The organism is Vibrio sp. CUB2 (assembly GCF_001557945.1).
GTDB classification, from domain to species: domain Bacteria; phylum Pseudomonadota; class Gammaproteobacteria; order Enterobacterales; family Vibrionaceae; genus Vibrio; species Vibrio owensii.
Map to the genome: position 1 here is coordinate 304,423 of NZ_LNRB01000001.1, position 25,828 is coordinate 330,250.

17 protein-coding genes are annotated in these 25,828 nt (G+C 47.7%); 12 read left to right on the forward strand and 5 right to left on the reverse strand.

The features are described 5' to 3' along the window. Positions 1 to 210 precede the first annotated feature (210 nt). The 3 genes from ATB78_RS01395 to ATB78_RS01405 all read left to right on the forward strand — a co-directional run bounded on the left by ATB78_RS01395 (position 211) and on the right by ATB78_RS01405 (position 2,592). Complete coding sequence (locus ATB78_RS01395; RefSeq protein ID WP_061007602.1) at positions 211 to 567, forward strand: VOC family protein; 357 nt, start codon at positions 211 to 213, stop codon at positions 565 to 567. Between the two features lie 187 nt (positions 568 to 754). Continuing rightward, a complete protein-coding gene (locus ATB78_RS01400; RefSeq protein WP_061007603.1) occupies positions 755 to 1,564 on the forward strand; it encodes an alpha/beta hydrolase-fold protein in 810 nt (269 codons plus the stop codon). A gap of 134 nt (positions 1,565 to 1,698) precedes the next feature. Further along, positions 1,699 to 2,592, forward strand: a complete 894-nt coding sequence (locus tag ATB78_RS01405; RefSeq protein ID WP_061007604.1) for a DMT family transporter — start codon at positions 1,699 to 1,701, stop codon at positions 2,590 to 2,592. Positions 2,593 to 2,663: 71 nt separating this feature from the next. On the opposite strand, the gene manA is transcribed toward ATB78_RS01405, so the two are convergent. From manA to malX, 3 genes are all read right to left on the reverse strand, one after another. Beyond that, positions 2,664 to 3,851, reverse strand: a complete 1,188-nt coding sequence (manA, locus tag ATB78_RS01410) for a mannose-6-phosphate isomerase, class I (RefSeq protein WP_061007605.1) — start codon at positions 3,849 to 3,851, stop codon at positions 2,664 to 2,666. A gap of 21 nt (positions 3,852 to 3,872) precedes the next feature. Further along, positions 3,873 to 5,051, reverse strand: coding sequence for a MalY/PatB family protein (locus ATB78_RS01415; RefSeq protein ID WP_061007606.1), 1,179 nt, complete (start codon positions 5,049 to 5,051; stop codon positions 3,873 to 3,875). Between the two features lie 92 nt (positions 5,052 to 5,143). Then, a complete protein-coding gene (gene malX, locus ATB78_RS01420; protein WP_061007607.1) occupies positions 5,144 to 6,715 on the reverse strand; it encodes a maltose/glucose-specific PTS transporter subunit IIBC in 1,572 nt (523 codons plus the stop codon). Positions 6,716 to 6,952: 237 nt separating this feature from the next. On the opposite strand from malX, the gene malI reads away from it, so the two are divergent. Then, positions 6,953 to 7,975 carry a Mal regulon transcriptional regulator MalI gene (gene malI, locus ATB78_RS01425; protein WP_005453001.1) on the forward strand — a complete coding sequence of 341 codons (1,023 nt, stop codon included), beginning with the start codon at positions 6,953 to 6,955 and terminating at the stop codon, positions 7,973 to 7,975. Here malI and ATB78_RS01430 read toward each other — a convergent pair. Both ATB78_RS01430 and ATB78_RS01435 read right to left on the reverse strand, forming a co-directional pair. Then, a complete protein-coding gene (locus tag ATB78_RS01430; protein WP_005436345.1) occupies positions 7,972 to 8,712 on the reverse strand; it encodes a DNA-binding transcriptional regulator YciT in 741 nt (246 codons plus the stop codon). The two genes, malI and ATB78_RS01430, sit on opposite strands and share 4 nt — an antisense overlap. 91 nt (positions 8,713 to 8,803) lie before the next feature. Then, positions 8,804 to 9,193 carry a VOC family protein gene (locus tag ATB78_RS01435; protein ID WP_017189619.1) on the reverse strand — a complete coding sequence of 130 codons (390 nt, stop codon included), beginning with the start codon at positions 9,191 to 9,193 and terminating at the stop codon, positions 8,804 to 8,806. 157 nt (positions 9,194 to 9,350) lie between these two features. On the opposite strand from ATB78_RS01435, the gene ATB78_RS01440 reads away from it, so the two are divergent. The 8 genes from ATB78_RS01440 (at position 9,351) to ATB78_RS01475 (ending at position 25,492) form a co-directional block, all read left to right on the forward strand. Beyond that, positions 9,351 to 9,830, forward strand: a complete 480-nt coding sequence (locus tag ATB78_RS01440; RefSeq protein WP_061007608.1) for a peptide-methionine (S)-S-oxide reductase — start codon at positions 9,351 to 9,353, stop codon at positions 9,828 to 9,830. A gap of 451 nt (positions 9,831 to 10,281) precedes the next feature. Beyond that, complete coding sequence (locus tag ATB78_RS01445) at positions 10,282 to 10,722, forward strand: PTS sugar transporter subunit IIA (protein ID WP_005436338.1); 441 nt, start codon at positions 10,282 to 10,284, stop codon at positions 10,720 to 10,722. Positions 10,723 to 10,733: 11 nt separating this feature from the next. Then, on the forward strand, positions 10,734 to 12,134 hold the full coding sequence (locus ATB78_RS01450) for a fructose-specific PTS transporter subunit EIIC (protein ID WP_005453038.1): 1,401 nt from the start codon (positions 10,734 to 10,736) through the stop codon (positions 12,132 to 12,134). Positions 12,135 to 12,255: 121 nt separating this feature from the next. Further along, complete coding sequence (locus ATB78_RS01455) at positions 12,256 to 15,087, forward strand: GH92 family glycosyl hydrolase (protein WP_061007609.1); 2,832 nt, start codon at positions 12,256 to 12,258, stop codon at positions 15,085 to 15,087. Positions 15,088 to 15,219: 132 nt separating this feature from the next. Then, complete coding sequence (locus tag ATB78_RS01460; protein ID WP_053349243.1) at positions 15,220 to 17,640, forward strand: GH92 family glycosyl hydrolase; 2,421 nt, start codon at positions 15,220 to 15,222, stop codon at positions 17,638 to 17,640. 47 nt (positions 17,641 to 17,687) lie between these two features. Beyond that, positions 17,688 to 20,393 carry a GH92 family glycosyl hydrolase gene (locus ATB78_RS01465; protein WP_050933229.1) on the forward strand — a complete coding sequence of 902 codons (2,706 nt, stop codon included), beginning with the start codon at positions 17,688 to 17,690 and terminating at the stop codon, positions 20,391 to 20,393. Positions 20,394 to 20,465: 72 nt separating this feature from the next. Beyond that, positions 20,466 to 22,922 carry a GH92 family glycosyl hydrolase gene (locus ATB78_RS01470; protein ID WP_061007610.1) on the forward strand — a complete coding sequence of 819 codons (2,457 nt, stop codon included), beginning with the start codon at positions 20,466 to 20,468 and terminating at the stop codon, positions 22,920 to 22,922. 89 nt (positions 22,923 to 23,011) lie between these two features. Further along, positions 23,012 to 25,492 carry a GH92 family glycosyl hydrolase gene (locus ATB78_RS01475; protein WP_061007611.1) on the forward strand — a complete coding sequence of 827 codons (2,481 nt, stop codon included), beginning with the start codon at positions 23,012 to 23,014 and terminating at the stop codon, positions 25,490 to 25,492. The last annotated feature ends 336 nt before the right edge of the window (positions 25,493 to 25,828 follow it).

Here is a 25,828-nt window from a genome sequence, read left to right on the forward strand (position 1 = left end):
GATACTCAAAAGCTCTTTTCTGCCCACGAAGAATATATCTTCAATGATTACATTTGTTTAATGGGAAATAACGATAGATTTAATAGGGATAACCAATGAAATTTTTGAGGTTTTATCAGTTTGATTAATAAAACCTAGACTCGGGCTGAGAAACTCGACCGAAGAGTTAATACACTGACAGAAAAGCACAGCGATGAAAAGGACACCTGAATGCACCAACATGAAAAGTTAAATTACGTTGAGTTTGGCACGCGAGACATCAATGCGACTAAACAGTTTTTCGAGCAAACCTTTGGATGGAGTTTCGTTGATTATGGTCCTGAGTACAGTGCCTTTTCAGGTCAAGGCTTGGACGGCGGCTTTTATGCAGCAGAGCAAGTCAGCCAAACAACAAATGGGGCAGCATTATTGGTGTTCTATAGCTCAGATATTCATGCCACGTTAGCCAAAGTCGAACAGTTCGGTGGGCAAATCATTCGCCCTATCTTCGAATTTCCGGGAGGTTGTCGTTTCCATTTTACCGAACCAAGTGGCAATGAGTTCGCGGTCTGGTCTGAAAACCAATAATTAGTGACAAGTAAAACAGTAATTAATGACAGGTAAAACAATAACGTACCACCGCATTCGATAATTGGCTCGAAGAGTTACAAACCCGCTCGCCCCGCCTTTTCATTTATTGATAGCGCGGGGCTTTTTGATTGCTCAAATCTTATACAGTTGCTTTTGTTCTTTAAATCAAAAACAAAGGTAAAACATGGAAGTTTTGAAGCGTTGGTTCATCGCCCTTTCTTTGGGGCTTGTGTTATCAGCATGCGGAGGTGGTGATGGCTCCGGTGTGGATTCCTCAACATCGGACAACAATCTCAATCAAATACAGGCAAGCATCTTTTCCAACATCACGGGCGTCACCTACCCGTATGATGTTTATTTGCCTGAGAACTACGAAGACCGACTTAATTCTTTACCCGTCATCTTTGTCTCGGATGGTGGAGGCACGGGATTGAGCTTCGCAGAGCTTATCGATGATTACGGTGCTGAAGTCATTCTCGTTGCTGTTCACGAAGGCCCTCCCGGACGCAGAGACATTGACTACTTGCCACCAGGCGTAGATGACTACTATCTCTTTCTTACGCAGGAACTCATTCCTATTGTTGAAGCAGAGTACGATATCGATCCGACTCAGCGCACGTTAGCTGGACATTCGTTTGGCGGTGCGAAATCCGCTTATGTAATGCTTACGGAAGATGTTGGTGCCGAGTTTTTCTCAAACTTTATCATCTCTGATGGTTCTTTTTGGCGTATTGAAGACACCATCTACCCTATAGAGGAAGATCGCTACCTTATTTCTCCTTGGCTCGAAGTGACGGCGATTTTTAGCGCCACATCTGGCAGAACAGGGAATTTTTATTGGGTAGATATCTTCTACAGCCATATTAAATCGAAAGATTACCAAGGATTCATTCTGCCTCCTTTAATTCACTATAACGGATTAAACCACGGCGTGATGTGGTACCACACTTATAGAGACAGTCTGCCAATCTTGTTTCCAAAAGAAGAAATTTAAGATCATCAAAATAAGTCAGCGGTAGCCAGATTCGGAACTGGCGTTGTATTTCTGGTTGATCTCATCCTTGGTTTAATCCACTGTTAGCGCAACAATTAATCAATGAGGCGCTAGACCTCGACCAAGGATGTAACATGACCGCAGCCAGTTTTTTTCGCTTACTTTGTCTCGCTGCTATTTGGGGTGGCTCGTTTCTATTTATGCGAGTCGCCGCCAATACGTTCGGACCGGCTTACTTAATCGAATTTCGAGTGGGGTTTGCAGCAATTGCCTTGTTGCTCATCTCCATTTATCTCAAAAAGAAACTCTCCTTCACCGCGCATACCAAACATTTCTTTATTATTGGACTGTTTAACACCGCGGCACCGTTTCTATTTTTCGCCTATGCAGCACAAACACTCAATGCCTCAACTTTATCGATACTTAACTCAACGGCTCCTATTTGGGGCGCACTGATTGGCTTTATCTGGTATCGCAGCCCGCTGACCAAGAAAGCGATTCTTGGCATGGCGATTGGTATCACTGGCGTCGCAGTATTAGTCGGTTGGAGTGCGGTGAAGATTGGTGAGGAGGCGATTCTGCCGATCATTGCTAGCTTGTTGGCCGCATGTAGTTATGGAATCGCGACCAACTACACTAAGAATGCTCCTCAGATTCCGGCTTTCAATAATGCACACGGCAGTATGTGGGCAGCGGTGATTTGGGTACTTCCGCTACTGCCATTTTTACCAATGCGTGCAGAGCCAACCAGCATAGAGTGGAGCTCTGTGGTTGCTCTCGGTGTGGTTTGTACCGGTTTGGCGTATTTGCTTTACTTCCGTTTGGTATCAGAAGTAGGCCCAGCATCGGCTCTTTCGGTTACCTTCCTCATTCCAGTCTTCGGAATCTTATGGGGCTATCTGATTCTAGATGAGCCAATCGGCTTCAATACCATCATAGGGACCATTCTGGTGCTTAGTGGGACAATGTTGGTAACAGGCTTCTCTCCTGCTGCAATGCTGACGAAGCGAAAAGAGAAAGTCGCTTAACCGTTTTTAGGCGTCATAAAATCAAACAAGGCCGCTATTCAAGCGGCCTTTTAATATCAACAACGAAATGACTAGTTATACGCCCTCGCCAACGTACCATTCCCTTGATATTGGTAGAACTTACAATCGTTAGTGATAAACGCGGATTCTCCGGCTTTAAGAGTCAGACTTGTTTCTAATGTCATGACCTCAACACTGCCTTCAACACAAAAAACAATCTCAGCACCACGCACAAACTGTTGCTTGCACTCCTCATCGGAAGAGAGAATATCAAACCCAAAATCGTCTACCGGAATTGGATAGCTCAACTTGCCCTCTTTGTGGATTGGCGACAGTTTAATCTGTTCCGGTTGCGTGGTGTGAAATGCCGTATTGGCGATAAGCTCATCCACATCAATGTACTTGGGCGTTAACCCAGCTCTAAGCACGTTGTCAGAATTCGCCATGATTTCCAACGCTGTACCTTGAACATACGCATGAGGCGTTTCGGCATGAAGGAACATCGCTTCCCCAGGCGCAAGCTCTATCGTGTTCAACATCAACGGAGACAGCAATCCAATGTCTTTCGGGTAATGCTTTTGAAATTCCGCCACATAACTGATCACTTCTCTTTCCAATGCCGTCTTTGGACCACGCTCTAATGCTGCGTCCAGTTCTGCCAAGGCTTGAATTTTATGAGCTTCGTTCAACGTCATGATCGCCGTGAAGAAACCTTTCAACCCGTCTTGATTGGGGTGCTCGGCTAACTCTGCCACCTCACCATCTAAACTGCGAATACCAAATTGGCGGAACAGCGTCAGTATCTGTTCTATTGGACGAAAGCCATTCATCGCCTTGTAGAAAGTCAGCGCATAGACCAACTCAGGCTTGTGATTGGCGTCTTTGTAATTGCGATTAGGAGCATTAAGCGGAATACCTTGTTCATTCTCTCTTGCAAAACCAAGCTCAGCTTTACGCTTGCTCGGATGAACTTGAATCGAGAGCGGAGAATCCGCCGCGAGCACTTTGAATAGATACGGAAGTTCGCCAAAACGCATCATGGTGTAATCACCAAACATGCTTGCTTTGTCTCTCGCAATCACATCAGATAATAACTCACCGGTTGTTGCAAGGCGCGAGCAACCATTAGGGTGCGCCCCCATCCAAATTTCAGCTTGAGGTTGATGGTTCACATTGTCGATGCCAAACAGTTTAGAAATCGACTCTTTGCTTCCCCAAGCGTAGTTTTGAATCACGTTATCTAGCTTGAACAGTGACATCTCACACTCTCCCGCGATGGTTTAACGCTGCAATTTGATCGCTTGAATCAAGGCTGAAACGCCCTGCTCGACTTTGCTTCTCGGACAGCCCAGATTGAGTCGGAGATAACCTTTACCGGACTCGCCATAAACATCTCCAGACATGATGGCGACATTGAACTGTTCAATTAACGCTTGATTAAGCAGTACCATATTTAGATTCAAAACAGATAAGTCAATCCATGCTAAATAGGTCGCGTCTGGGACAAGGTAGCTCACTTCAGGAAAGGCACTTTCCAGTGCTTCTTTCACGTATTGATGGTTAGCCAATACATACTCGTTGAGTGCCTTTAGCCAAGGCTCTCCGTGACGATAAGCCGCCATCGTACCAAGCACGCCCATGATAGAAGGCGATGAAAGACCATCCACCTCTTTGAGTTTATGTAGGTAACGTTCGCGCGTTGGTGAATCCGCGATCAACGCATACGCGCCATTCAAGGCTGGAATATTGAACGATTTAGACGCCGATGTAACCACAGCCCAATCTTGTGAACGGCCAAACCCCACGTAAGGGATGTGACGCTTAAAGCACACATCCATATGAATCTCATCCGAAATCACTTTGACTTGGTGTCCGTTACAAAGCTCCGCCATCTTTTCCAATTCGCTTTGGCTCCACACTCGCCCTGTTGGGTTATGAGGGCTGCATAACAACAGCACAGTGTTGTTCTGGTCAGCGAGTTTGGTTTCCAGATCTTGCCAGTCAATTTCAAATCGACCTTGCTGCTTGATGAGCGGACTGCGAACGCACTTACGGTCTTGCCCTTCAATCATTTTGTCGAACGCATCATAAGCTGGTGTATGGAACACCACGCCCTGTCCCGGCTGACTCCATTGCTCAATCAACTTTGACACAATGTAGATAACCGATGGTCCGTACACCACTTGCTGAGTGTCGATTTCGCAGTCAAAACGAGTTTGATACCAGTAGCGAATCGCGGACTTAAAATCCTCATGATTCCAGCGACTATAACCTAATACCGGATGCTCTAAACGTTGTTTAAGCACATTCATCACGGGTTCTGGCGCAGCAAAATCCATATCTGAAATGGTAAATGGCAGCAGACCCGCTTTACCAAATCTATCCTGAACGTAGTCCCACTGCGTGCAGTAAGTACCAGTGCGATCAATCGGTGTATCAAAGTCGAAATTCTGAGTCATACGAATATTCCAATGTTAAGGTCCCTCGTCACAATCTCATTGGGGGGGAGGATGGAGATTGTGCCGAAGGGGAGCATCTATCAAAGCAATGATTAGCTAGCAGACATGATGGCTTGCATTTCATTCTTCACTAGGTGAACTTGCGTACCAATCACAACTTGCAGGTTGTGCTCATCAAGCTTCACTACACCGAGCGCGCCGTTGGCTTTCAACTTAGCGTCGTCGACCAAACTCATGTCGTTAACAGATAAGCGAAGACGAGTGATGCAGTTATCCAGAGCCGTGATGTTCTCTTTACCACCAAGAGCTGCCAGTACTGCGGCACCTTTGCCAGATTCGTTGATGAATGCGGCTTCAAGCTCTTTGTCCACTTCCGCCGTATCGACTTCACGACCTGGTGTTTTTAGGTTGAACTTAGTGATCGCAAACTTAAACACTGAGTAATAAACCACGGACCAAACACCCGCCACCAGCGGTACTAAGTACCATTTCGTCGCCGTGCCTTGCAAGATACCGAACACCAAGAAGTCAATCAGGTTGCCGTCTGTGTTACCGATGGTGACATCAAGCAAGCCCATCACCATAAAGCCCAGACCAGTCAGAATCGCATGGACGAAGTAAAGCACTGGCGCAACAAATAGGAACAAGAATTCAAGCGGCTCAGTGATACCACCTACCACACAAGCTACGACGCCAGAGATGAGCAGTGCTTTAATTTTTGAGCGGTTCTCAGGGCGAGCACAGTGGTACATCGCCAGAGCTGCACCCGGTAAACCGCCTAGGAAGGTTGGCATTTTACCTTGAGACAAGAATGCAGTGACTTCCGGAGTAAACGCCGTTGTGTCAGGACAAGACAATTCAGAGTAGAAGATGTTTAGTGCGCCAGACACGGTTTGACCACACACATCCATAGTACCGCCTGCTTCAGTGAATCGAATCAGCGCAACCAAGATATGGTGAAGGCCGATTGGCAGCAATAAACGCTCGCCTGTACCAAACAGCATTGGACCGAAATCGCCCGCACCTTCAATCACATGACCGATACCATTGATGCCCGCAGCAAAGTAAGGCCATACAAATGGGATAAACACACCGACAACGCCCAGTACCAATGCAGAAATGATTGGAACAAAACGAGCGCCACCAAAGAACGCTAGCGCATCTGGCATTTTGAAGGTGTAAAAGCGCTGGTGAAGTTTCGCAACAATCACACCAACGATCACCGCACCAAGTATACCGGTATCAATCGATTCAATCCCGATGATGCTTTTCACGCCGTAAGCGGCACGTTCCGCTTCACTGTCTAGTACACCAGCGACGGTTAGGAAGAAGTTGATCGCAAGGTTGAAGGCAGCATAACCAACGAAACCCGCGAAACCTGCCACGCCTTTTTCTTCACGCGCTAATCCAAGTGGGATAGCAACTGCGAACATCACAGGCAAGTAGATGAATGCGACAAGACCGATTTTGGTCATCCACATAAACAGGTATTGCAGAGGGGTGTTGTCTAAAAATGGGATAGCTTCTTTGATAGCGGCGCTAGAAAACGAACTGCCGACACCAAGAAGAATACCTGAGAATGCCAGCAGCGCGACTGGCAACATGAAGGTCTTGCCGAGGCTTTGCAAGAACTCCCACATGGTCGATTTATTGCTTTTAGACATAGTTTGTCTCCGGAAATTGAGAACTTGTAGGGCTCATACACATCACATTATGTGCGCATGAAATGTTGTTTTTATGCACTCAATATACGCTGCTAAAAATTTTGATAAAACGTTTTACCAAAAATTCTGTGATCGAGTTAGATATCTTTTTCCACAAACTGTGTAGGGCTTTTAAAATCAACCTAATAGGGTTACAGTTTGATGATAAAACGTTTTTCTAATCCATAAAGTGAATCTATGTCGTCAAAAAAAGTGACCATTACAGAAGTCGCTAAACATGCTGGCGTGTCAGTTACCACCGTCTCTATGGTGTTGGGGAATAAAGGGCGGATCTCTCCAGACACAATAGAAAAGGTCAACGCTGCGGTTGAAGAGCTAGGCTATATCCGTAACCGTGCCGCTGCCAACCTACGATCCAATTCCAGTGAAATCATTGGACTTATCCTCAAAGACATCAGTGATCCCTATTACGCAGAAGTCGCAGCAGGATTGAGTGAAGAAATCGAGCAGCAAGGTTACATGCTGTTTCTGGCTCAAAGTGGGGATAGCCAAGAAAAGTTTGAGAAGTGTGTATTAACCATGGCACGCCAAGGTGTCGGTGGTATCGCATTTTGCCCGATTGGTGAAAGCCAGCAGTTCAACGTCGAAAACCTCAAGCAGCACAACCTGCCAATGGTGTGCATTTCACGCGCTTCGGTGGATAAGCAAATCGACTACGTGGGACCAGACAACATGTACGCCGCCAAGTTGGCGACGGAGCATCTGGTTAAGCAAGGTCATCGCAGAATCGCTTATGTCGGCGGTGCGAGCAGTTCTTTGTGTCGTGCTGAGCGTATTGGTGGGTATTGTTCAACTCTGATGCAGTTTGGTTTGCCTTTCAAACCAGAGTGGGTGGTCGAGTGTGAAAAAAGCCAAGCGTCTGCTGCTCAAACTGTGCAGCAGTTGTTGTTGGAACATCCACAGATTACTGCGGTTCTCTGTCACCATTCTTCGACGGCACTAGGCGCGGTTTATGGCATACATCGAGCGGGACGATCCATCGGTAAAGATCAGTTTATCGGCGAGCAAGTATCGGTGATTGGCTTTGATGATGTTGAAGAAGCAGAGTTAATTGAACCACCGCTCACCTTCGTTAATTCCAATGCACGAGAGATGGGAAGACAAGCGGCAAAACGATTGATCAATCAACTGAAGCAAGAAGACAGCGAGCCTTACAGCTTGATCCTGCCTCCCAAACTCATTGTTCGTGAGTCGGCTTAACCCAACACCACTTCCACGCCTTGCTTTCTCAGTTGTTCGAGGTCGCTTTTCGGAGCGGCTTCATCGGTTAACAGCACTGAGATTTCACTCGTTTTACCAATCGAAGATGGGTAGATTTGCCCAAACTTGCTTGAGTCCGTCAGCACGATATTACGACGCTTTTTCGCAATGATGGTTTCAGCAATTTCTGCGCGCATCATGTCTCGGCTAGTAAAGCCAGTATCTTGATGGAAGCCGTCAATACCCAAGAAAGCTGTGCTGAAGTGAATATTCTCAATACACAACTTGGTTAACGGACCAACCAAACTCTCGCCTTGATGCTGATACACACCACCGAGCAAGATGATGTTAGCTGAGGTGTTACGGATGAGGTGGGCAATGTACGCCGATGGGGTAATGATGGTGACGTCACCGCGTTCAGCCAGCGTGCGAGCCAATAGCGCATTAGCACTTCCGCCTTCGATCAATACGGTTTCGTTTGGTGATACCAAATCTGCCGCTTTGTTGGCTAACGCCTGTTTGATGTCGAAGCGCACTTCGAGTCGCGTATCAATATCGTCACTTTGTAGCGCCGTCGCAGCGCCATGAACACGCTTCAAGTAGCCTTGTTGCTCAAGGAAGTTCAAATCCTGCCTGATGGTCACGCCCGACACGCCAATGATGTCAGAAAGCTCCGTCACTTGAACACGTTTGCGGTCATTAACCAATTGCAGGATTTCATTTTGTCTTGAGTTCACAGGCTCGCTCCTTATAGATAAGCTTGCAGTATACGCCCGAACACTTTCATATGAAAGCAGCCTGTGAACGATAGAAGTAAGCTAAGCTGCGTTACACCGTAAGCTCAAGACGGTTGCCATCCGGATCTAAGATGCAGCTTTCGTAGTAACCGTCACCTGTTTGTCTCGGGCCGTCGATCCATTGGTAGCCATCATCTACTAAGGTTTTGGTTAGTTGATCCACTGCTTGTTCTGATCCTAAAGCAAAGGCAAAGTGTGCTAATCCGGTTACCTGCATCGCATGAGATTTTTCACAAGCGGTCACACCTTCCATCGACATCAACTCCAATCGTGCACCACTTTCAAACGAAAGAAAGTAAGATGAAAACTGCTTAGTTGGGTTGTGGTATTTGTCGTTAGACACCGCGTTAAAGTATTTCTCATAGAAGGCTTTAAGCTCTTCCAAACGTTCAGTCCAAATCGCGATATGTTCAATTTTCATTAGGATTCCCCTAGCTCTTAACTGCGTTCAATCTAACGAGGAAAAGCAGCACAAAAAAGAGAGCAAATCACCACCGAGTTGTTCCTGTTTTATGGTTGGAGTTGTGTTTGAATGAAAGTGATGCCCATAATGGCGCAAAGTTTTTCAGGACAGAATGATGGAAGAAATTTACTTCGCAGGCGGATGCCTTTGGGGCGTTCAAGAATTTATGCGCCACCTTCCGGGCGTAATTAGCACCGAAGCAGGACGAGCAAATGGCTCAACAGACAACACTCAATCTGAATACGATGGCTACGCAGAATGCGTGAAAACCCAGTTCGACCCTGAGCAGGTTTCGGTTGAAACTTTAATCGGGTATCTGTTTGAGATCATCGACCCGCACAGCGTTAACAAGCAAGGTGAAGACGTAGGTGAGAAGTACCGTACTGGTGTCTACAGCCAAAACGAACAACACCTAGCGATTGCCAAAGCGTTTATTGCAGCAAGACCAGATGCCGAGAAGATCGCCGTAGAAGTGCTGCCACTCACAAACTACGTACCAAGTGATGATGAGCACCAAGACCGACTCACGCGCTTTCCCAATGACTACTGCCATATCCCGTTAGATTTGCTGCACAAGTACAAGAATCCGTCTTAATGGATTAGCCAAATTCAACGTAACAACCCTTCCTAACCTCCTCTTGGCTTCAAATTCGGAGCCTACATTCGCCAATGTGTATCAAGGGGAGGAACTAGCTGAGCTCACAATCCGCTCTCCTAAGCGCTTTATTTCTTTTCTCAAAGAGACAGAAAATTACGTTAATAAAAGGGTTATTGCAGGAGCTTTAGCACAAAGCCTCTTTTTTATAGCAAAATTGAACCATATTTGATTCCCTTCTCGTTTATTTTCAAGCTTCATTATTAATTTCAAAATAAATGGAATATAAGTCACAATACTAATTCCCTTCTAGCTCATTGATATTAATGACTTCTATCACACTTAGCTCTCAGTGATACAAAAATATAGTTATTGGATTTTTTTTACTATTTCAGAAAACCGTAACATTAATTAAATTTGCCTCATTACTTCAGTACCAATGAGTCAAAAAATGATTACAGAACTAACAAACGTCAATTTAATTAAAGGCAACCTTCAAGCAAATAATAAAAAAGAAGTCTTTGAAGAGCTAGCACAGATGCTATTCGAAAATAATCGAATCAGCAGCAAAGAGGCTTTTTTAACCGACATCGAAGCACGTGAAGCATTAAGCGTCACTTCAATGGACGGCATCGCTTACCCACACGCAAAAAGCAAAGCGGTGACAGAGCCTGCAATCGCTGTTGGCGTAAAGCGCGAAGGCATCGAGTATGGCGACGAAGAGGGAGTCAAACCGACCGTATTCTTCATGATTGCCTCACCAGATAACGGTGCCGACCACCATATTTATGTTCTTCAAGAATTATTCGGTAAATTTAGCGAAGAGTTTATTGAAGATATTCATAACGCAAAAGACGAAAACCAAATACTAAATATTTTAATTAATTCATAAGGCGTGAAATTATGAGTACAATCACAGCTCAAGCTAGTAATAATAGCGATTTCAAAAAAATCCTAAGTACCATGAAAGGTCACCTTTTATTCGGTACTTCTCACATGCTTCCATTTATCGTTGCGGGTGGTGTACTACTGGCGCTAGCGGTAATGGCATCAGGTAAAGGTGCGGTTCCTGCGGACGGTTTATTGGCTGATATTTCTAATATCGGTATAAAAGGTCTGGTGCTGTTCCCAATTATTCTTGGTGGCTTCATCGGTTACTCAATTGCAGACAAACCAGCTCTAGCACCAGCGATGATCTCTTCTGGCATCATGGCTGACATGGGCGGCGGCTTCCTTGGTTGTATCGTAGCGGGTTTCATCGCAGGTGGTGTGGTATTCCAACTTAAGAAGATCCCTCTTTCTGCTAACATGACTGCGTTGGGCGCTTACTTCATCTACCCTCTACTAGGTACGCTTATCTCTGCAGGTATCGTTCTATGGGGTATCGGTGAGCCAATCAAGATCTTCATGGCGTCTATGAACGAATTCCTAGCTTCTATGGCTGGCGCTTCTAAAGTGGTTCTAGGTACGATTCTTGGTGGTATGACTGCATTCGATATGGGCGGTCCAATCAACAAAGTAGCAACGCTATTCGCTCAAACTCAAGTTGATACTCAACCATGGCTAATGGGTGGTGTTGGTATTGCAATCTGTACGCCTCCTCTAGGTATGGCACTAGCAACATTCCTATTCAAGAAGAAGTTCACTAAGCAAGAGCAAGAAGCAGGTAAAGCAGCAGCAATCATGGGTTCTATCGGTATCTCTGAAGGTGCTATCCCATTCGCAGCAAACGACCCTGTACGCGTTCTTCCTTCAATCGTTGCTGGTGGTATCGTTGGCTGTGTGTTCGGCTTCCTAACAGACGTACTACTACACGCACCATGGGGCGGTCTAATCACAGCTCCTGTATCAAGCAACATCCCAATGTACGTTGTGGGTATCGCACTAGGCTCACTAACAACAGCAGTTATCGTTGGCTTCTGGAAACCAGTTGCTGAAGAAGAAGCAGAAGACGAAATCGTAGAAGCAGCACCTGCACAAGCTCAAGCGGCTCCAGCAGCAGGCGAAGGCGAGTACGACATCGTAGCAGTAACATGTTGCCCATCTGGCGTAGCACACACATTCATGGCAGCGAAAGCACTAGAGAAAGCAGGTGCAGCAGCGGGTCTGAAAATCAAAGTAGAAACTCAAGGTCAAAACGGTATCCAGAACCGTATCACTGACCTAGATGTAGCAAACGCGAAGCTGGTTATTCTAGCTCACGATATCCAAGTAAAAGACGCTCACCGCTTTGCAAAAGCAAACGTTGTTGAGTGTTCAACGAAAGAAGCGATGCGTAACGCAGCGACTCTTGTGAAAGCTTAAACCTTAAGCTCCTCCCCCTAAGAGCCCTTTCCCCCAAAGGGCTCTATTTCAAGTTTTTAAGTTTTAGTAATACCCCTGATTTTTTTAATTATATAACCCTACAATTTACAAGGCTTTAAAAATGAAATTCAAACCTTCCCTACTCGCTTGCGCAGTTCTCAGTGGTCTAGTCGGTCTGACTGGCTGTAACGACGACACAACCAACATTTATGAAGGCGGTGACACCAACCCTGCACTGCCGGATATTCCTGACGGCGGCAAGCCAGTATGTCCTCCAGTTGGCGATGGCGACTGTGATGACAAGCCAAACCCTGAAACACCTGAAATCGACATGGGTGTTCACATCCCAGTAGATTTCGCCGATATGGACGTAACACGCTACGTCAACCCATTCATCGGTACAGGTAACCTAGGCAACACCTACCCTGGTGCAACTACACCACACGGCATGGTGCAGCTTTCTCCAAACAACGGTTCTAACGGCTGGGAATACATTTCAGGCTACTACTACCACGACGCACGTACTTCCGGTTTCTCTCATACCCACCTTTCCGGAGCAGGTGCTGGCGACTTGAACGACATTCTCGTCATGCCAATCAACTCGCGTTCGGATTACATGATTGATGAAGGTTCGGCAACGCTAAACCTAGAAGCGTCTCGCTTCCAACATCGTGACGAGCAAGCGACAGCGGGCTACTACAAAGTCGATCTATTGGATTATGACATCAAAGCTGAGTTGACGGCGTCTGATCGCGTTGGTGTGCACCGCTACACCTTCCCTCGTGATGAGAAGTCAGAAATCATCGTTAACACTGGCTTCAAAATTAACTGGGACTACACCTCTGATTCTTACTTGAAATGGGACAAAGACAATAACCGTCTAGAAGGTCACCGTTTCTCTGATGGCTGGGCACCAAGCCAAAAAGAATTCTTCGTAATGGAATTCGACCAACCAATCAAAAACGTTCGCTTTGCATACTACGATAAAGAGCAAGGTCGTTACATGGACGTGCCAGAAGGCATTACGGAAATCGGTAACGAAACACGTGGCAAGTATCAATACGCACGCGCTTACGTTGAGTTCGACACATCCAAAGACGGCTTAACGGTTGAAGCGAAATTAGCGCTATCAAACGTTGAGATTGGTGAGAATGGCAAGTCTGGCGCTTCTCTTAACATGACAGAAGTTGCGGGCATGAACTTCGACCAAGTACGCGAAGCGGCAACGAAGAAATGGGAAGACGAACTCGGCAAGATCCAAGTCTCTGGCGACGAGGATTACAAACAGACGTTCTACACCGCGATGTACCACTCGTACCTAGGTCAAACCATTCACTCTGACTTAGATGGTCGCTACCGCCAAGTTCACCAAGGTCGCAATGCATACCCAGATGGCAACACACCTTGGGGCGACAAGATCGATACGCTGAAAGAGTCGATCCGTACTGCCGATGCCAACAAAGATGGCAAAGCAGACTTCACGCGCTACGACACTTTCTCTTTGTGGGATACCTACCGCGCAGTTCAACCGCTGTCTTCGATTCTTGAACCTGACCGCCTAGCCGACGTAGTGCTGTCTATGCTGTCTTACGCCGAAGAAGAATGGGTAGATGACAAAGGCAACGTGCGCAAAGGTCGTCTGCCTGAGTGGACATTCAAAGGCAACGAAACAGGCATGATGATGGGCATGCACTCAACGCCTGTGATTCATGATGTGTTGTCGAAAGGCTCACTAGAAAAACGCATGATCGATCTTGGCTTCACAGAAGCAGAGCGCAAAGACGTTAAAGAACGTTTAGTTGAAGCGATGATCACAGATGCGCGCGCCGCAACAAGCCAAGGCGTAGCATGGATCAAAGAGTACGAAGAACAAGGTTACGTGCCTGCGCAATTGCACGACACTCCACCAGATTCTTACGGCGGTCACTCACCATTTAAAGACTCTTGGACAGCATCTTACTCGCTTGAATACTCAATGAACGACTGGGCAATCGCGCAATCGATCAAAGAAGTATTTGGTGAAGAAGATCCACGCTACACCGAGTTCGCTAACCGTTCTAAAAACTGGCAAGCACAATTCGACTTCGGCGGTAAGAAATACCAAGGTTGGTTCAAAGCCCGTGACTACGATGGCGAGTTTATCGATGCAGGGTGGGTAGACCCAATCACCGGTCGCGCGGTTGGTAAAGACTGGCGTCCAGATATGTTTAACTGGGCATTCTCTGAGTCTAACGGCTGGCAATACTCGTTCAGTGTTCAGCACGACATTCATGGCTTGATTGACCTGATGACACGCTTCGACAAGACACAAAACCCTGAAGCAGAACGCGGTGACTTGTTCGCAGCTCGCTTGGATGAATACTGGTCAACCTACCCAGATCGCAACGCAGGCGACAACCAATTCCCAGTGTTCAACACAGGTAACGTTGGTCAGCACGTTCAAGGTAACGAACCAGATATCCACGTTCCTTACTTGTACAACTACGTCGGTCAACCTTGGAAAGGTCAGGCAGCCATCGCCGCAGCAACCAACATTTGCTACAAGAACACCGCTGACGGCATTTGTGGTAACGACGACTTCGGTACGCTCTCTGCGTGGTTCGTGTTCCGTGCACTTGGCTTCTACCCAGTGAACGCTTCTTCTGGCATCTACGAAATCGGTACTCCGCTGTTTGAAAGCGCGTCTATCGATGTCGGCAACAACCAGAAGTTCACGGTTACCGCGAAGAACGTTAGCCGCGAAAACATCTTCATTCAGTCGGCTCGCTACAACGGCAAAGACTTCAACCGTACTTACCTGACTCATGACGAAATCATGTATGGCGGTGAGTTGGAGTTCGTGATGGGCGACAAACCAAATCAACGCTGGGGCTCTCTAGAGCAAGATCTTCCACCAGCACAAGGCATCGGTGAATTCTTGCATGAAGACGAGATGCCAGCAGGTTCTCGTTAATCCCAATAGTGACAACTCAGCCGGGGGAGCGCATCTCCCGGCTATCCCTACAAGCAAATTTTATAAGCAGTCCTTTAGAAACAGTCTCTTATAAACACTTTTATATACGAATAACGACAAAACGGTATGCACATGTTTAAACGTAATCTTATCTCTTTGGCTATCCTGGTTGGTCTGACGGGTGGCTTGGCTGGCTGTAACAGCGACAACGACTCCTCCTCTTCACTGCCGGGCGATCCAATTGTTGATCTTGCGGTGTTGAAATACGTCGATCCTATGATCGGCACAGCAGCTTCTGGTCATACATTCCCGGGCGCGACGGTACCGGCAGGTATGGTTCAACTGTCTCCAGATACTTTCATCGGTTCTAACACAGACCATGAATCAGGACTTAACCCTTGGCACTCGGCATCTGGCTACTGGGATTCATCCAACTACGAAACTGGCGAAGTAGTTAACACTGACGTTCCGCTGTACGGCTTCTCCCATACTCACCTTTCAGGTACAGGCGCAACGGACTTAGGCGACATCTTGGTTCTGCCATACGCAGACATGGCGAACACACAACTGAACTCGTTCGACAAAGCCAATGAAGAAGCAAGCGCAGGCTACTACAAAACCAAGCTAAACCAAGGTCAAATCGAAGTTGAACTGAGCGCAACCAAGCGCGTTGGCTTGCACAAATACACCTTTGCTGATGGCGCAGACCGCAACGTGAAGTTCGATTTGGGGCATACCCTAATGAACAACAACGGCAAGTCTTTGAAGAACAAAGTAGAAGTGGTGGACGAATACACCATTCGCGGTCGTAAAACCTCAACAGGCTGGTTCCAAGGGCAAGATCACCAAGGTCAGGACATCTTCTTCTACGCGAAATTCAACCAACCAATCACCAAAGCACTATTGGGTGAACAAGACAAAGAACCAACGCGCGAAATGCGTAATGGTGCGGTTTACTCAGGCGATGATCTGACCGCTTACCTAAACTTCGGCACAGGCGAAGAGCCAATTGAAATCCGCGTCGGTATCTCTCCAGTTAACTGGCAAGGCGCACAGAAAAACTTAGAAGCAGAAGCACCAAGTTTCGACCTAGCAAAAGTGAAAGAAGACGCAGAATACGCATGGGCTGAGAAGCTAGCAAAAATCAAAGTAGAAGGCGGCACAGATGCGGAGAAAACCAACTTCTACACTGGCATGTACCACATGATGATCGCACCAATCGAGTTCTACGATGTGGATGGTCAATACGTGGATATGCTTGGCACAGTGCGCACGCTGAAAGATGGCGACACACCAAACTACTCGATTTACTCAACGTGGGATACGTTCCGCGCGGTTCACCCAATGTGGACTATCATCGACCCAGACCAAGCAACGCTATACGTGAAAGACTTGATTCGTAAATCCAACGACGAGTTTGGTCTATTGCCGAAATGGGAAGGTCACGGCTCAGAAACCGGCACCATGATCGGCTACCCATCGGCAGCGATTCTTGGCGATGCCGTAACCAAAGGCTTGATTGATGCAGAGCAAGCTTACACCGCATCAGTAAAATCAGCACGCTACACACCGCATGAGTATCCACAGATTCATGACGACATCCTAAGCTCACTCATGGCAGGTCAGCTGAATTACCACGAGAAAGAACAGTGTGTTCGTTACCCGAACTGGAACTCAGTGTCGTACTCGTTAGAATTCTCATTCTACGATTGGACGATCGCAGAAATGGCAAAAGCCGCTGGCGATATGGACGCGTATGAAGAGTTCAAAGCTCGTTCTTACAACTCTTTGAAACACTGGGATGCAAAAGCAGGTAACGCAGATGGCACAGGCTTCTTCGTACCAACAGAGCTGAAAGAAGGCGACCCATGTGCACTGAAATACGCTTCAACTGACTTCGACCCTTACAAATCTGACGCGTTCTACTACACAGAAGGTAACGCGTGGCAGTGGCAATGGGCGTTCATGCAAGACTTAGACAAGCTGACTGAAATCATGGGCGGCACGCAAGGTCTGAACGACAAGCTGAACAACCTATTTACTGCCGATCCAAATGGCGGCGAAGCGCACCAAGACATGACAGGCTACATCGGTCAGTACATTCACGGTAACGAGCCTTCGCACCACGTCATCTACTTGTACAACCGTACTGAAGAGTCTTACAAGGCGCAGGAATATCTAGACCAAGTTTACGACCAGTTCTACAAGCCGACGCCAGACGGCATCATCGGTAACGAAGACGTAGGTCAAATGTCAGCTTGGTACTTGATGTCGGCACTGGGCTTCTACCAAATCTCGCCAACCGATCCAACGTACAGCATCGGTCGTCCAATCTTCGACAAAGCGACAGTAGACATCGGCTCTGGCACGTTCACGGTAACGGCTGAAAACAACGGTCCAGACAACATGTACATCAAAGAAGTGACCATCAACGGTAAGCCTCTGGATGTGTACAACACCTTCCAGCACAGCGAATTCAAAGCAGGCGGCGAACTGCACTTCGTGATGACGGCTGACAAGTCTGAAGCAATGCAAGCCAACCTAGGCGAATAATGATTTTGAGGGGACCTCGTGTCCCCTTTTCTCGTGGAATAAAAACAATGAAACTAAAAAGAACCCTACTCTCTACCGCAGTGTTAACCGCCATGCTTGGTCTTGCTGGTTGTGGCAGCGACTCTGATCCAGAAACTCCAGTTATATCTACCCCTACTTTGGAATTCGTTGATACCTTGATCGGCACTAAAGGTCTTGGCAACGTTAACCCTTCTCCAGTCATGCCAGAAGGTATGATTCAACCTTCACCAGATAACTTCGATCCAAACGGTTGGAATGGTAAAGGCTCGCCTGTTGAATACGATCCTGTGCACAGCTTGCTTTCTGGTTTCTCAATGACGCACATTTCTGGCGCAGGTAAAGGCGACCTAAACGACTTCGCTTTCTTGCCATACACAGGTTTCAATACTGATGCCGTGACCATGGATAAAAGCTCGGAAGTCGCGGAGGTTGGTTACTACTCGGTTGACCTGGTGGAAACTGGCGTAAAAGCTGAACTGTCTGCAACCGACCGCGTGGCGTTCCAACGTTACACCTTCAAACCGGGTGAAGATCGCAAAGTACGTATCGATCTTCAACACGAACTGTTGGAGCAATACGGCAACCACTCTCGCAGCATCTACTACAAACGCGTTAACGATACCACCGTCGTAGGCGCGCGTACCTCAAACGAATGGGGTCAATGGCAAACCGTGTTCTTCGCGGCAGAATTCTCTGATCCAATCATTGAAGAGAACCTGTACACCAAGCTGGCTTCTGAAAGCAAACTGACTCCAACTGACGCTACCGAAGTCGGCTTGGAAGATTACCGTGGCTACGCAGAGCACAAACCAATGCCGGGCGAGCCAGAACCTGACCCAGAACGTTTGGCAAAACGCGCAAACGATGTCCTGACGCATTTGAACTTTGGTAAGAGCGATGAGCCATTGGTGGTCAAAGTAGCGATTTCTGGTACTGGCGTTGACGGCGCACTGAAAAACCTAGAAGCAGACACCAACGGCTGGGACTTCGACAACGTCGTACAACAAAACCGCGTGGCTTGGGAAAACATCCTTGGCGAGTTTGAACTGGAAGGTGGCAACAAAGCCGACAAAACCATGTTCTACACCTCGCTCTACCGTACGTTTGTTGCCCCATTCCTATACCAAGACGTGGATGGCAAATACCGTGGCATGGATGGCAAAGTGCACCAAGCAGAAGATGGCTTAGTGAACTACTCAGTGTACTCAATGTGGGATACCTTCCGCGCCGCACACCCACTGAAAACCATCATCGACAAAGACCGCGCGATTGAACACGCACGCGATCTATTGAACAAATACCAAACGGGCGGCGTGCTGCCAAAATGGGAACTGCACTCGGATTACACCGGTGAAATGGTCGGTCATCCTGCGGTCTCGGTTATCGCCGATATCATGGTCAAACACCCAGAAGCCTTTACCACTGCTGAGTTTGATTTGGCATTGAAAGCCGCTGACGAAACAGTCAACTTCAACCTTGATAAAACTGAAAGCTGGGTGCCTTACCAAGATGCTTGGAACGGTGACAAACGCTTCACAGTAATGACGCGTCATAACGACTACCAAGAAGACGTTGGCTTTATTCCAGCTAACACCAAATGGGCGCCGGATTCTGGCGACAAACCGGGTTACGTGGAAGGCTTGAAAGTCGATAAATACGACGAGCTCGTGAACGAGTCAGTGTCTTACGGTCTTGAGAACGCATACTACGACTGGTGTATCGCTCAGATCGCTAAACTTGCGGGCAACGACCAGCAGTACGACCGCTACATGGCACGTTCTGAATCGTTCAAGAACTACTTCGACTACAACCCAGAACAATACGGCAAACTGCAAGACACCAAAGGCAACGCATTGGGTGCAACGGGCTTTATGCGTCCGGCTTACATGAACAGCGGCAGCAAAGTTTGGGCAAACAACCTGAAAGCCGAATGTTTGGACGAGAACATGGCGTTGTCTATCCCAGACGGTATGGACTACAACGCATGTAAAGACCGCAAAGCACTCAACGAAAGTGACGTGTTCTGGCCTTACCGCGCCGAGCACCGTGGTGAAGACTTCACCGAAGGCAATACATGGCAATGGACATGGTTTGCACCGCACAACTTGAACGGTCTGGCTAACGTGATGGGTGGCGAGCACATCGACCGTACTGACTTCTCTCTTCCTGAAGACGTAACCGAACAAGGCAAAGCGGCATTCCTCGCTAACTTGAATGCGCTGTTTAATGCGGACTCCAACGCCGATACGAGCCAATCACACGACATGTCGGGCTACATCGGTCAGTTCGTGATGGGTAACGAGCCTGATCACCACGTGCCTTACCTTTACAACTGGACGGCTGAGCCTTGGAAGACACAAGAAATTGTCGATCAAGCGATGAACGAGTTCTACCACCCAACCCATGAAGGTCTGATTGGTAACGAAGACGTCGGTCAGATGTCGGCGTGGTATGTGATGTCTGCATTGGGCTTCTACCAAGTCACACCGGGCGAAGCAAGTTACACCATCGGTCGTCCTCTATTCGACAAAGCCGTGATTCCAGTCGCGGACGGTAAATTCACAATCACCTCAGAAAATAACAGCCAAGAGAGCATCTACGTGAAGTCGGTGACCATCAATGGCAAACAATTGAGTGACAACTTCAGCTTCGCGCACAGCGATTTGAAAGACGGTGGTGAGCTGCATTTCGTGATGACTTCAGACAAATCTGAAGCGATGAAAGCGCAGTAACCGATACCCATCCAAATAACGAAAGGGGGCATCTAGCCCCCTAAAAAACTTCACTTCAGTGGAACCATAAAAATGAAACTAAAAAGAACCCTTATCTCTACCGCTATACTCGCTGCCATGTTTGGTCTTGCTGGTTGTAACAGTGATGACGACAACAGCAAATCTGGTACTCCATCCCTCGACACCACACTAACTCAATACGTCAATCCATTGATTGGTACAGGCGCAGATGGTCACACCTTCCCAGGGGCGGTTGTGCCTTATGGTTTGGTACAACTTTCTCCTGATACCGAAATGGAAGGTTGGGGCTCTGCTGCAGGTTACTTCGACCACGGCAAGCTGACTGAAATCCCAGTGTATGGCTTCTCCCACACTCACCTTTCTGGCACAGGCATTACCGATCTTGGTGACATCTTAGTTTTGCCTTTCGCCAAGAAAGAAAACGCCGTTTTCAATACCTTCGATAAAGACAACGAAACCGCAGAAGCGGGTTACTACGCGGTTGAACTGAACAAAGGCGAAATCAAAGCCGAGCTAACTACCACGCAACGTGTTGGCTTCCACCGCTACACCTTCAAAGAAGGCACGACACCACACATCAAGTTCGATTTAGACCACACCCTCAACAAAGGTCACTTCAACAACCGCACCATGAAGGGTGATTTAGAGTTCATCGACGCTTACACCATTCGCGGTTTACGTAGCTCGAACGGTTGGGCGAACAACCAGCACGTTTACTTCTACGCCACCTTCAACCAACCTATCGTCAAAGCCATCGCTTTGGTTGACGGCGCAGAAACCGAAATCGATGTAAACAACGACAACATCGACGCAGTGAAAACCATCGCTTACCTAGAATTCGCACCATCATCAACACCGCTAGAAATCCAAGTAGGCTTGTCACCAACAGGCACAGAAGGTGCGGAGAAGAACCTAGAAGCAGAAGCGAAAGACGTGTCATTTGATACTGCGCGCGCTCAAGCCAACGACGCATGGCACCAAGAACTTAGCCGCATGATGGTATCTGGCGGCACGGAAGATCAGAAAGAGATCTTCTACACTGCGCTTTACCACGCCTCTATTGCTCCAATGATTTTCCAAGATGTCGACGGCCAATACCCTGCGATGCGTACTCGCATTCAAAAAGACGCGGGCGACACACCAAACTACTCTGTGTACTCCATGTGGGATACCTTCCGCGCTGCGCACCCACTGAAAACCATCATCGACCCAGAACGTGCCGAAGAGTTTGCCAATGACCTGATTCGTAAATACGAAGACGGTGGCATCTTGCCGAAATGGGAACTACACAGCCATTACACGGGCACTATGATCGGCTTCCCTGCGGTTTCTATCATTGCTGACGCGATGGCGAAAGGCTTAGACATCGACCCACAACTTGCCAAAGAAGCGGCTGAGTTTACGGTGCGTTACCACGAGGCATCTGAATTCCCAGATTGGACGGAAGACAACAACATCGGCGCAGCAAACGTTGTGCAAGTGAAAGTGTACGAAGAAAACGGCTTTGTTCACCACGGCTACTGGAACAGTGCGTCTTACACGCTTGAGTTTGCTTACGGTGACTGGGCAATGGCAGAAATCGCGCGCATGGCTGGCGATGTAAAACTGCAAGAAGAGTTTATGACTCGTGCCGACAACTGGCTTAACCATTGGGATGCAGAGACGGGCTTCTTACGTCCGAAAAACCATCCGCTGAGTTCATCACCAAACAAACCGCCTTTAGAGTTCAACCAACCAATTGATGAAGAGCGTTTGGATGAGTGTGAAATGGTTGAGTGGCCAGAAGGCTCTGGCGTAATGAAAGAGAAATGCCCGCTGCTACCATTCGACCCTTACTACGTGGACGAGTTTGCCTACACCGAAGGGAACGCGTGGCAATGGAAGTTCCAACCAATGCACGATTTCAACCGTCTGAAACAAGAAATCTACCAAGCAGACTTGGCGCAAGGCAAAGACACCACGCCAGAGAAAGCCTTCCGTGAAGATTTGGACGAGCTATTTAATGCACGTTCTTCAAACACAGGCGAAGAGCTGCCAGACCTAACGGGTTATATCGGTCAGTACATGCACGGTAACGAGCCATCGCACCACATTCCTTACCTATATGCGCTAACCGATGAGCCATGGAAAGCGCAAGAGTACCTAGACCGCATCATGTCAGAGATGTACACCAGCGAACCAACTGGTTTGATTGGTAACGAAGACGTGGGTCAGATGAGCTCTTGGTACTTGATGTCAGCAATGGGCTTCTACCAAGTGACGCCTGCGGATCCGGTGTACACCATCGGTCGTCCTATGTTTGATGAAATCACCATTCCAGTCGAAGGCGGCGAGTTCACAGTCATCGCAGACAACAACAGCCCACACAACAAGTACGTGAAGTCTGTAACCATCAACGGCAAACCGCTGGATGCCAACTTCACCTTCAAACACAGCGAAATCAAAGCGGGCGGCGAGCTTCACTTCGTCATGACGGGTGACAAGCAAGAAGCGCTTCAAGCTCAGTAACGTTTTATGTAATTCGTGTTTAAAGAATAAGCAGATAGATTAACTCAGTGGCAGGAAGTGACGCGCTTCCTGCCTAAGGAATCAAGATTATGAACTTTACGAAAACCGCTATCGCAACCGCTGTGATTGCAAGTGTTATTGGTTTGGCTGGCTGCAACGATGACGACGATAACACCTCACCAAGCGTCGATACTTCCAACCTAAAATACGTCGACCCATTCATTGGTACCGGCTTTAACGGACACACCTTCCCGGGTCCTGTTGTGCCAGAAGGCATGGTGCAACTTTCTCCAGATACCGAGCTGATCGGCTGGCACTCTTCATCAGGTTACCACTTCGATAAAAAGACCCTATTTGGCTTCTCCCACACTCACCTTTCTGGCACGGGCATGGGCGGCTTAGGTGACATTCTGTTCCTGCCGTTTACCGAAGATAAAACCAAGTACATCGAAGACAGCGACGACTACCGCGAAGCGATTTCGGTCAAGATGGACAAAACCTCAGAAGTGGCAGAAGCAGGTTACTACTCTGTGAAGATTGCTGAGAACGGTATCAAAGCTGAGCTTACAGCTTCTGAACGTGTCGGCTTCCATCGTTACACCTACCCGCAAGGTCAACCACAACGTCTGAAGATTGACCTCAACTCCATCTTAAATAGTGACTGGGGTTCGACCTCTCTGCGCAACAAACTGACGGTGAGCGAAGACGGTCATACCATCACGGGCGAGCGCGATGCAGCGCACTTCTCTGGTTGGGCGAAAAACCAAAAAATCTTCTTCTATGCGACTTTCGATAAGAAGATCAAAGACGTCTACATCCTTGCTAATGGTGAGCCTGTTGACGGCCTAACGGCAGAGCACGTTTCTGAATTGATTTACGATGACCAAGGTAATCCAGTTAAGCGTGTCAAAGCGGACGTCACTGCCTACATCGAATTTGAAGATGAAGGCTCACAAGAGTTAAATGCGCAAGTGGCGTTATCTGCGGTTGACCCACAAGGCGCAGAAAACAACTACGATGCCGAAGCGAATGTCTCTTTCGATACTGCGCGCAACAACGCACGTGAGAAATGGGCAAAAGCACTCAACTTCTCAATTGAAGGGGGCACGGAAGATCAGAAAGAGATCTTCTACACCGCGCTTTACCACACCAAGATTGCGCCGATGGTGCATCAAGACGTGGATGGTCGATTCCGTGGCATGGGCAAAGGCTCAATTCGTGAAGGCGAAGGGGAATACTCCATCGCTTACGGTCAAGCAACGGAAGAACAGCCAAACTTCTCGGTTTACTCTCTATGGGATACCCAACGTGCATTACACCCACTAAAAACCATCACAGAACCAACCCGCGCGGTGCAATACGCGAAGAACCTAGTTCAGAAGTACACTGAAAGCGGCTTGCTGCCGAAATGGGAGCACTTAGGTGACGAAACAGGCACCATGGTCGGCTATCCAGCGGTAGCGGTGATTGCGGATGCGATCACCAAATTCCCAGAAGAGTTTACTCAACAAGAGAAAGACCTGGCGCTGAAAGCCGCGATCGACTCTTCGACTTACGACAACTACCCTTCACTGCAAGCCGATTGGGATCAGGGCGTATTGGATCGCACTTTAACCAAGCACATCGACTACATTGAGAAAAACGGCTTCACGCCAGCTATCCAACGTGTCGATGGTGAGCCAGTATTTGAAGACTACACGGTTGAGTCTGTTTCTTACGGTCTAGAAAACGCGTTCTACGATTGGGCTATCGCGCAAATCGCCAAAGCTGCGGGTGATACTCAAGCGGAAGAGCAATACCTTGAACGCTCGAAAGGCTACAAGAAGTACTTCGATTACAACCCAACAGAATACGCAGAACATGGCGTGACGGGTTTTATGCGCCCAGTGATGATTGATGAAACCTTCATGACGCCATTCGACCCATACGGCACAGAACACGAAACAGGCAACTACACCGAAGGTAACGCGTGGCAGTGGACTTGGTTTGTACCGCATGACATCGCGGGCTTAAAAACCATCATGGGTGGCGATGCTGAGTTCCAGAAAAACCTAGAAGCCACCTTCACCGCAGAAAGCCAAGGTACAGAAACACCGGATATGTCTGGTTTGATTGGTCAAGTTGCGTTTGGTAACGAGCCTTCGCACCACATTCCTTACCTATTCAACTGGACCGCAGAACCATGGAAGACACAACAAGTCGTCGACCACATTCTTGATGACATGTACTTTGCAGCGCCAGAAGGCGTCATTGGTAACGAAGACGTGGGCGCAATGTCCGCTTGGTATGTGATGTCTGCATTAGGCTTCTACCAAGTAAACGCAGCTGAGCCTGTCTACACTGTGGGTCGTCCGCTATTCGACAAAGCGGTGATTCCGGTTAAAGACGGCACGTTCACCATCACCACAGAGAACAACGCCGATGACAACATGTACATCAAGTCTGTCACCATCAATGGCAAAGCTTTGGATAACGGTTTCTTCTTCGACCATTCCGAATTCAAACCGGGTGGTGAGTTGCACTTCGTGATGACAGGCGAGCAATCTGAAGCGATGAAAGCGCCTCAATAAGTCTCTATCACTCTTCCCTCTTCAAAGGTCAGTTCGCGAGAGCTGGCCTTTTGTTCAACCACAGATCTTAATTACCGGGCACACATTTAGCTATTTAGTTTTGAAACCCAAGCAGAGCAACGAGTTTGCCTCGGTATAAACATCAACTTCGGCTCGAATAAAGAAGCAAAAAGGCAATTGTGATTCTATCGTCAAAAAACAATAAAACATTTGTTTCAAATTAGTTTATAAGTATGTTTGCTTAATCTTCAAGATGCTACACGCACATCAAATATTGCATTAAGCTCATAGCAAAGCATTACATATTGACCTCAATCATTATAATGCCGTACATCA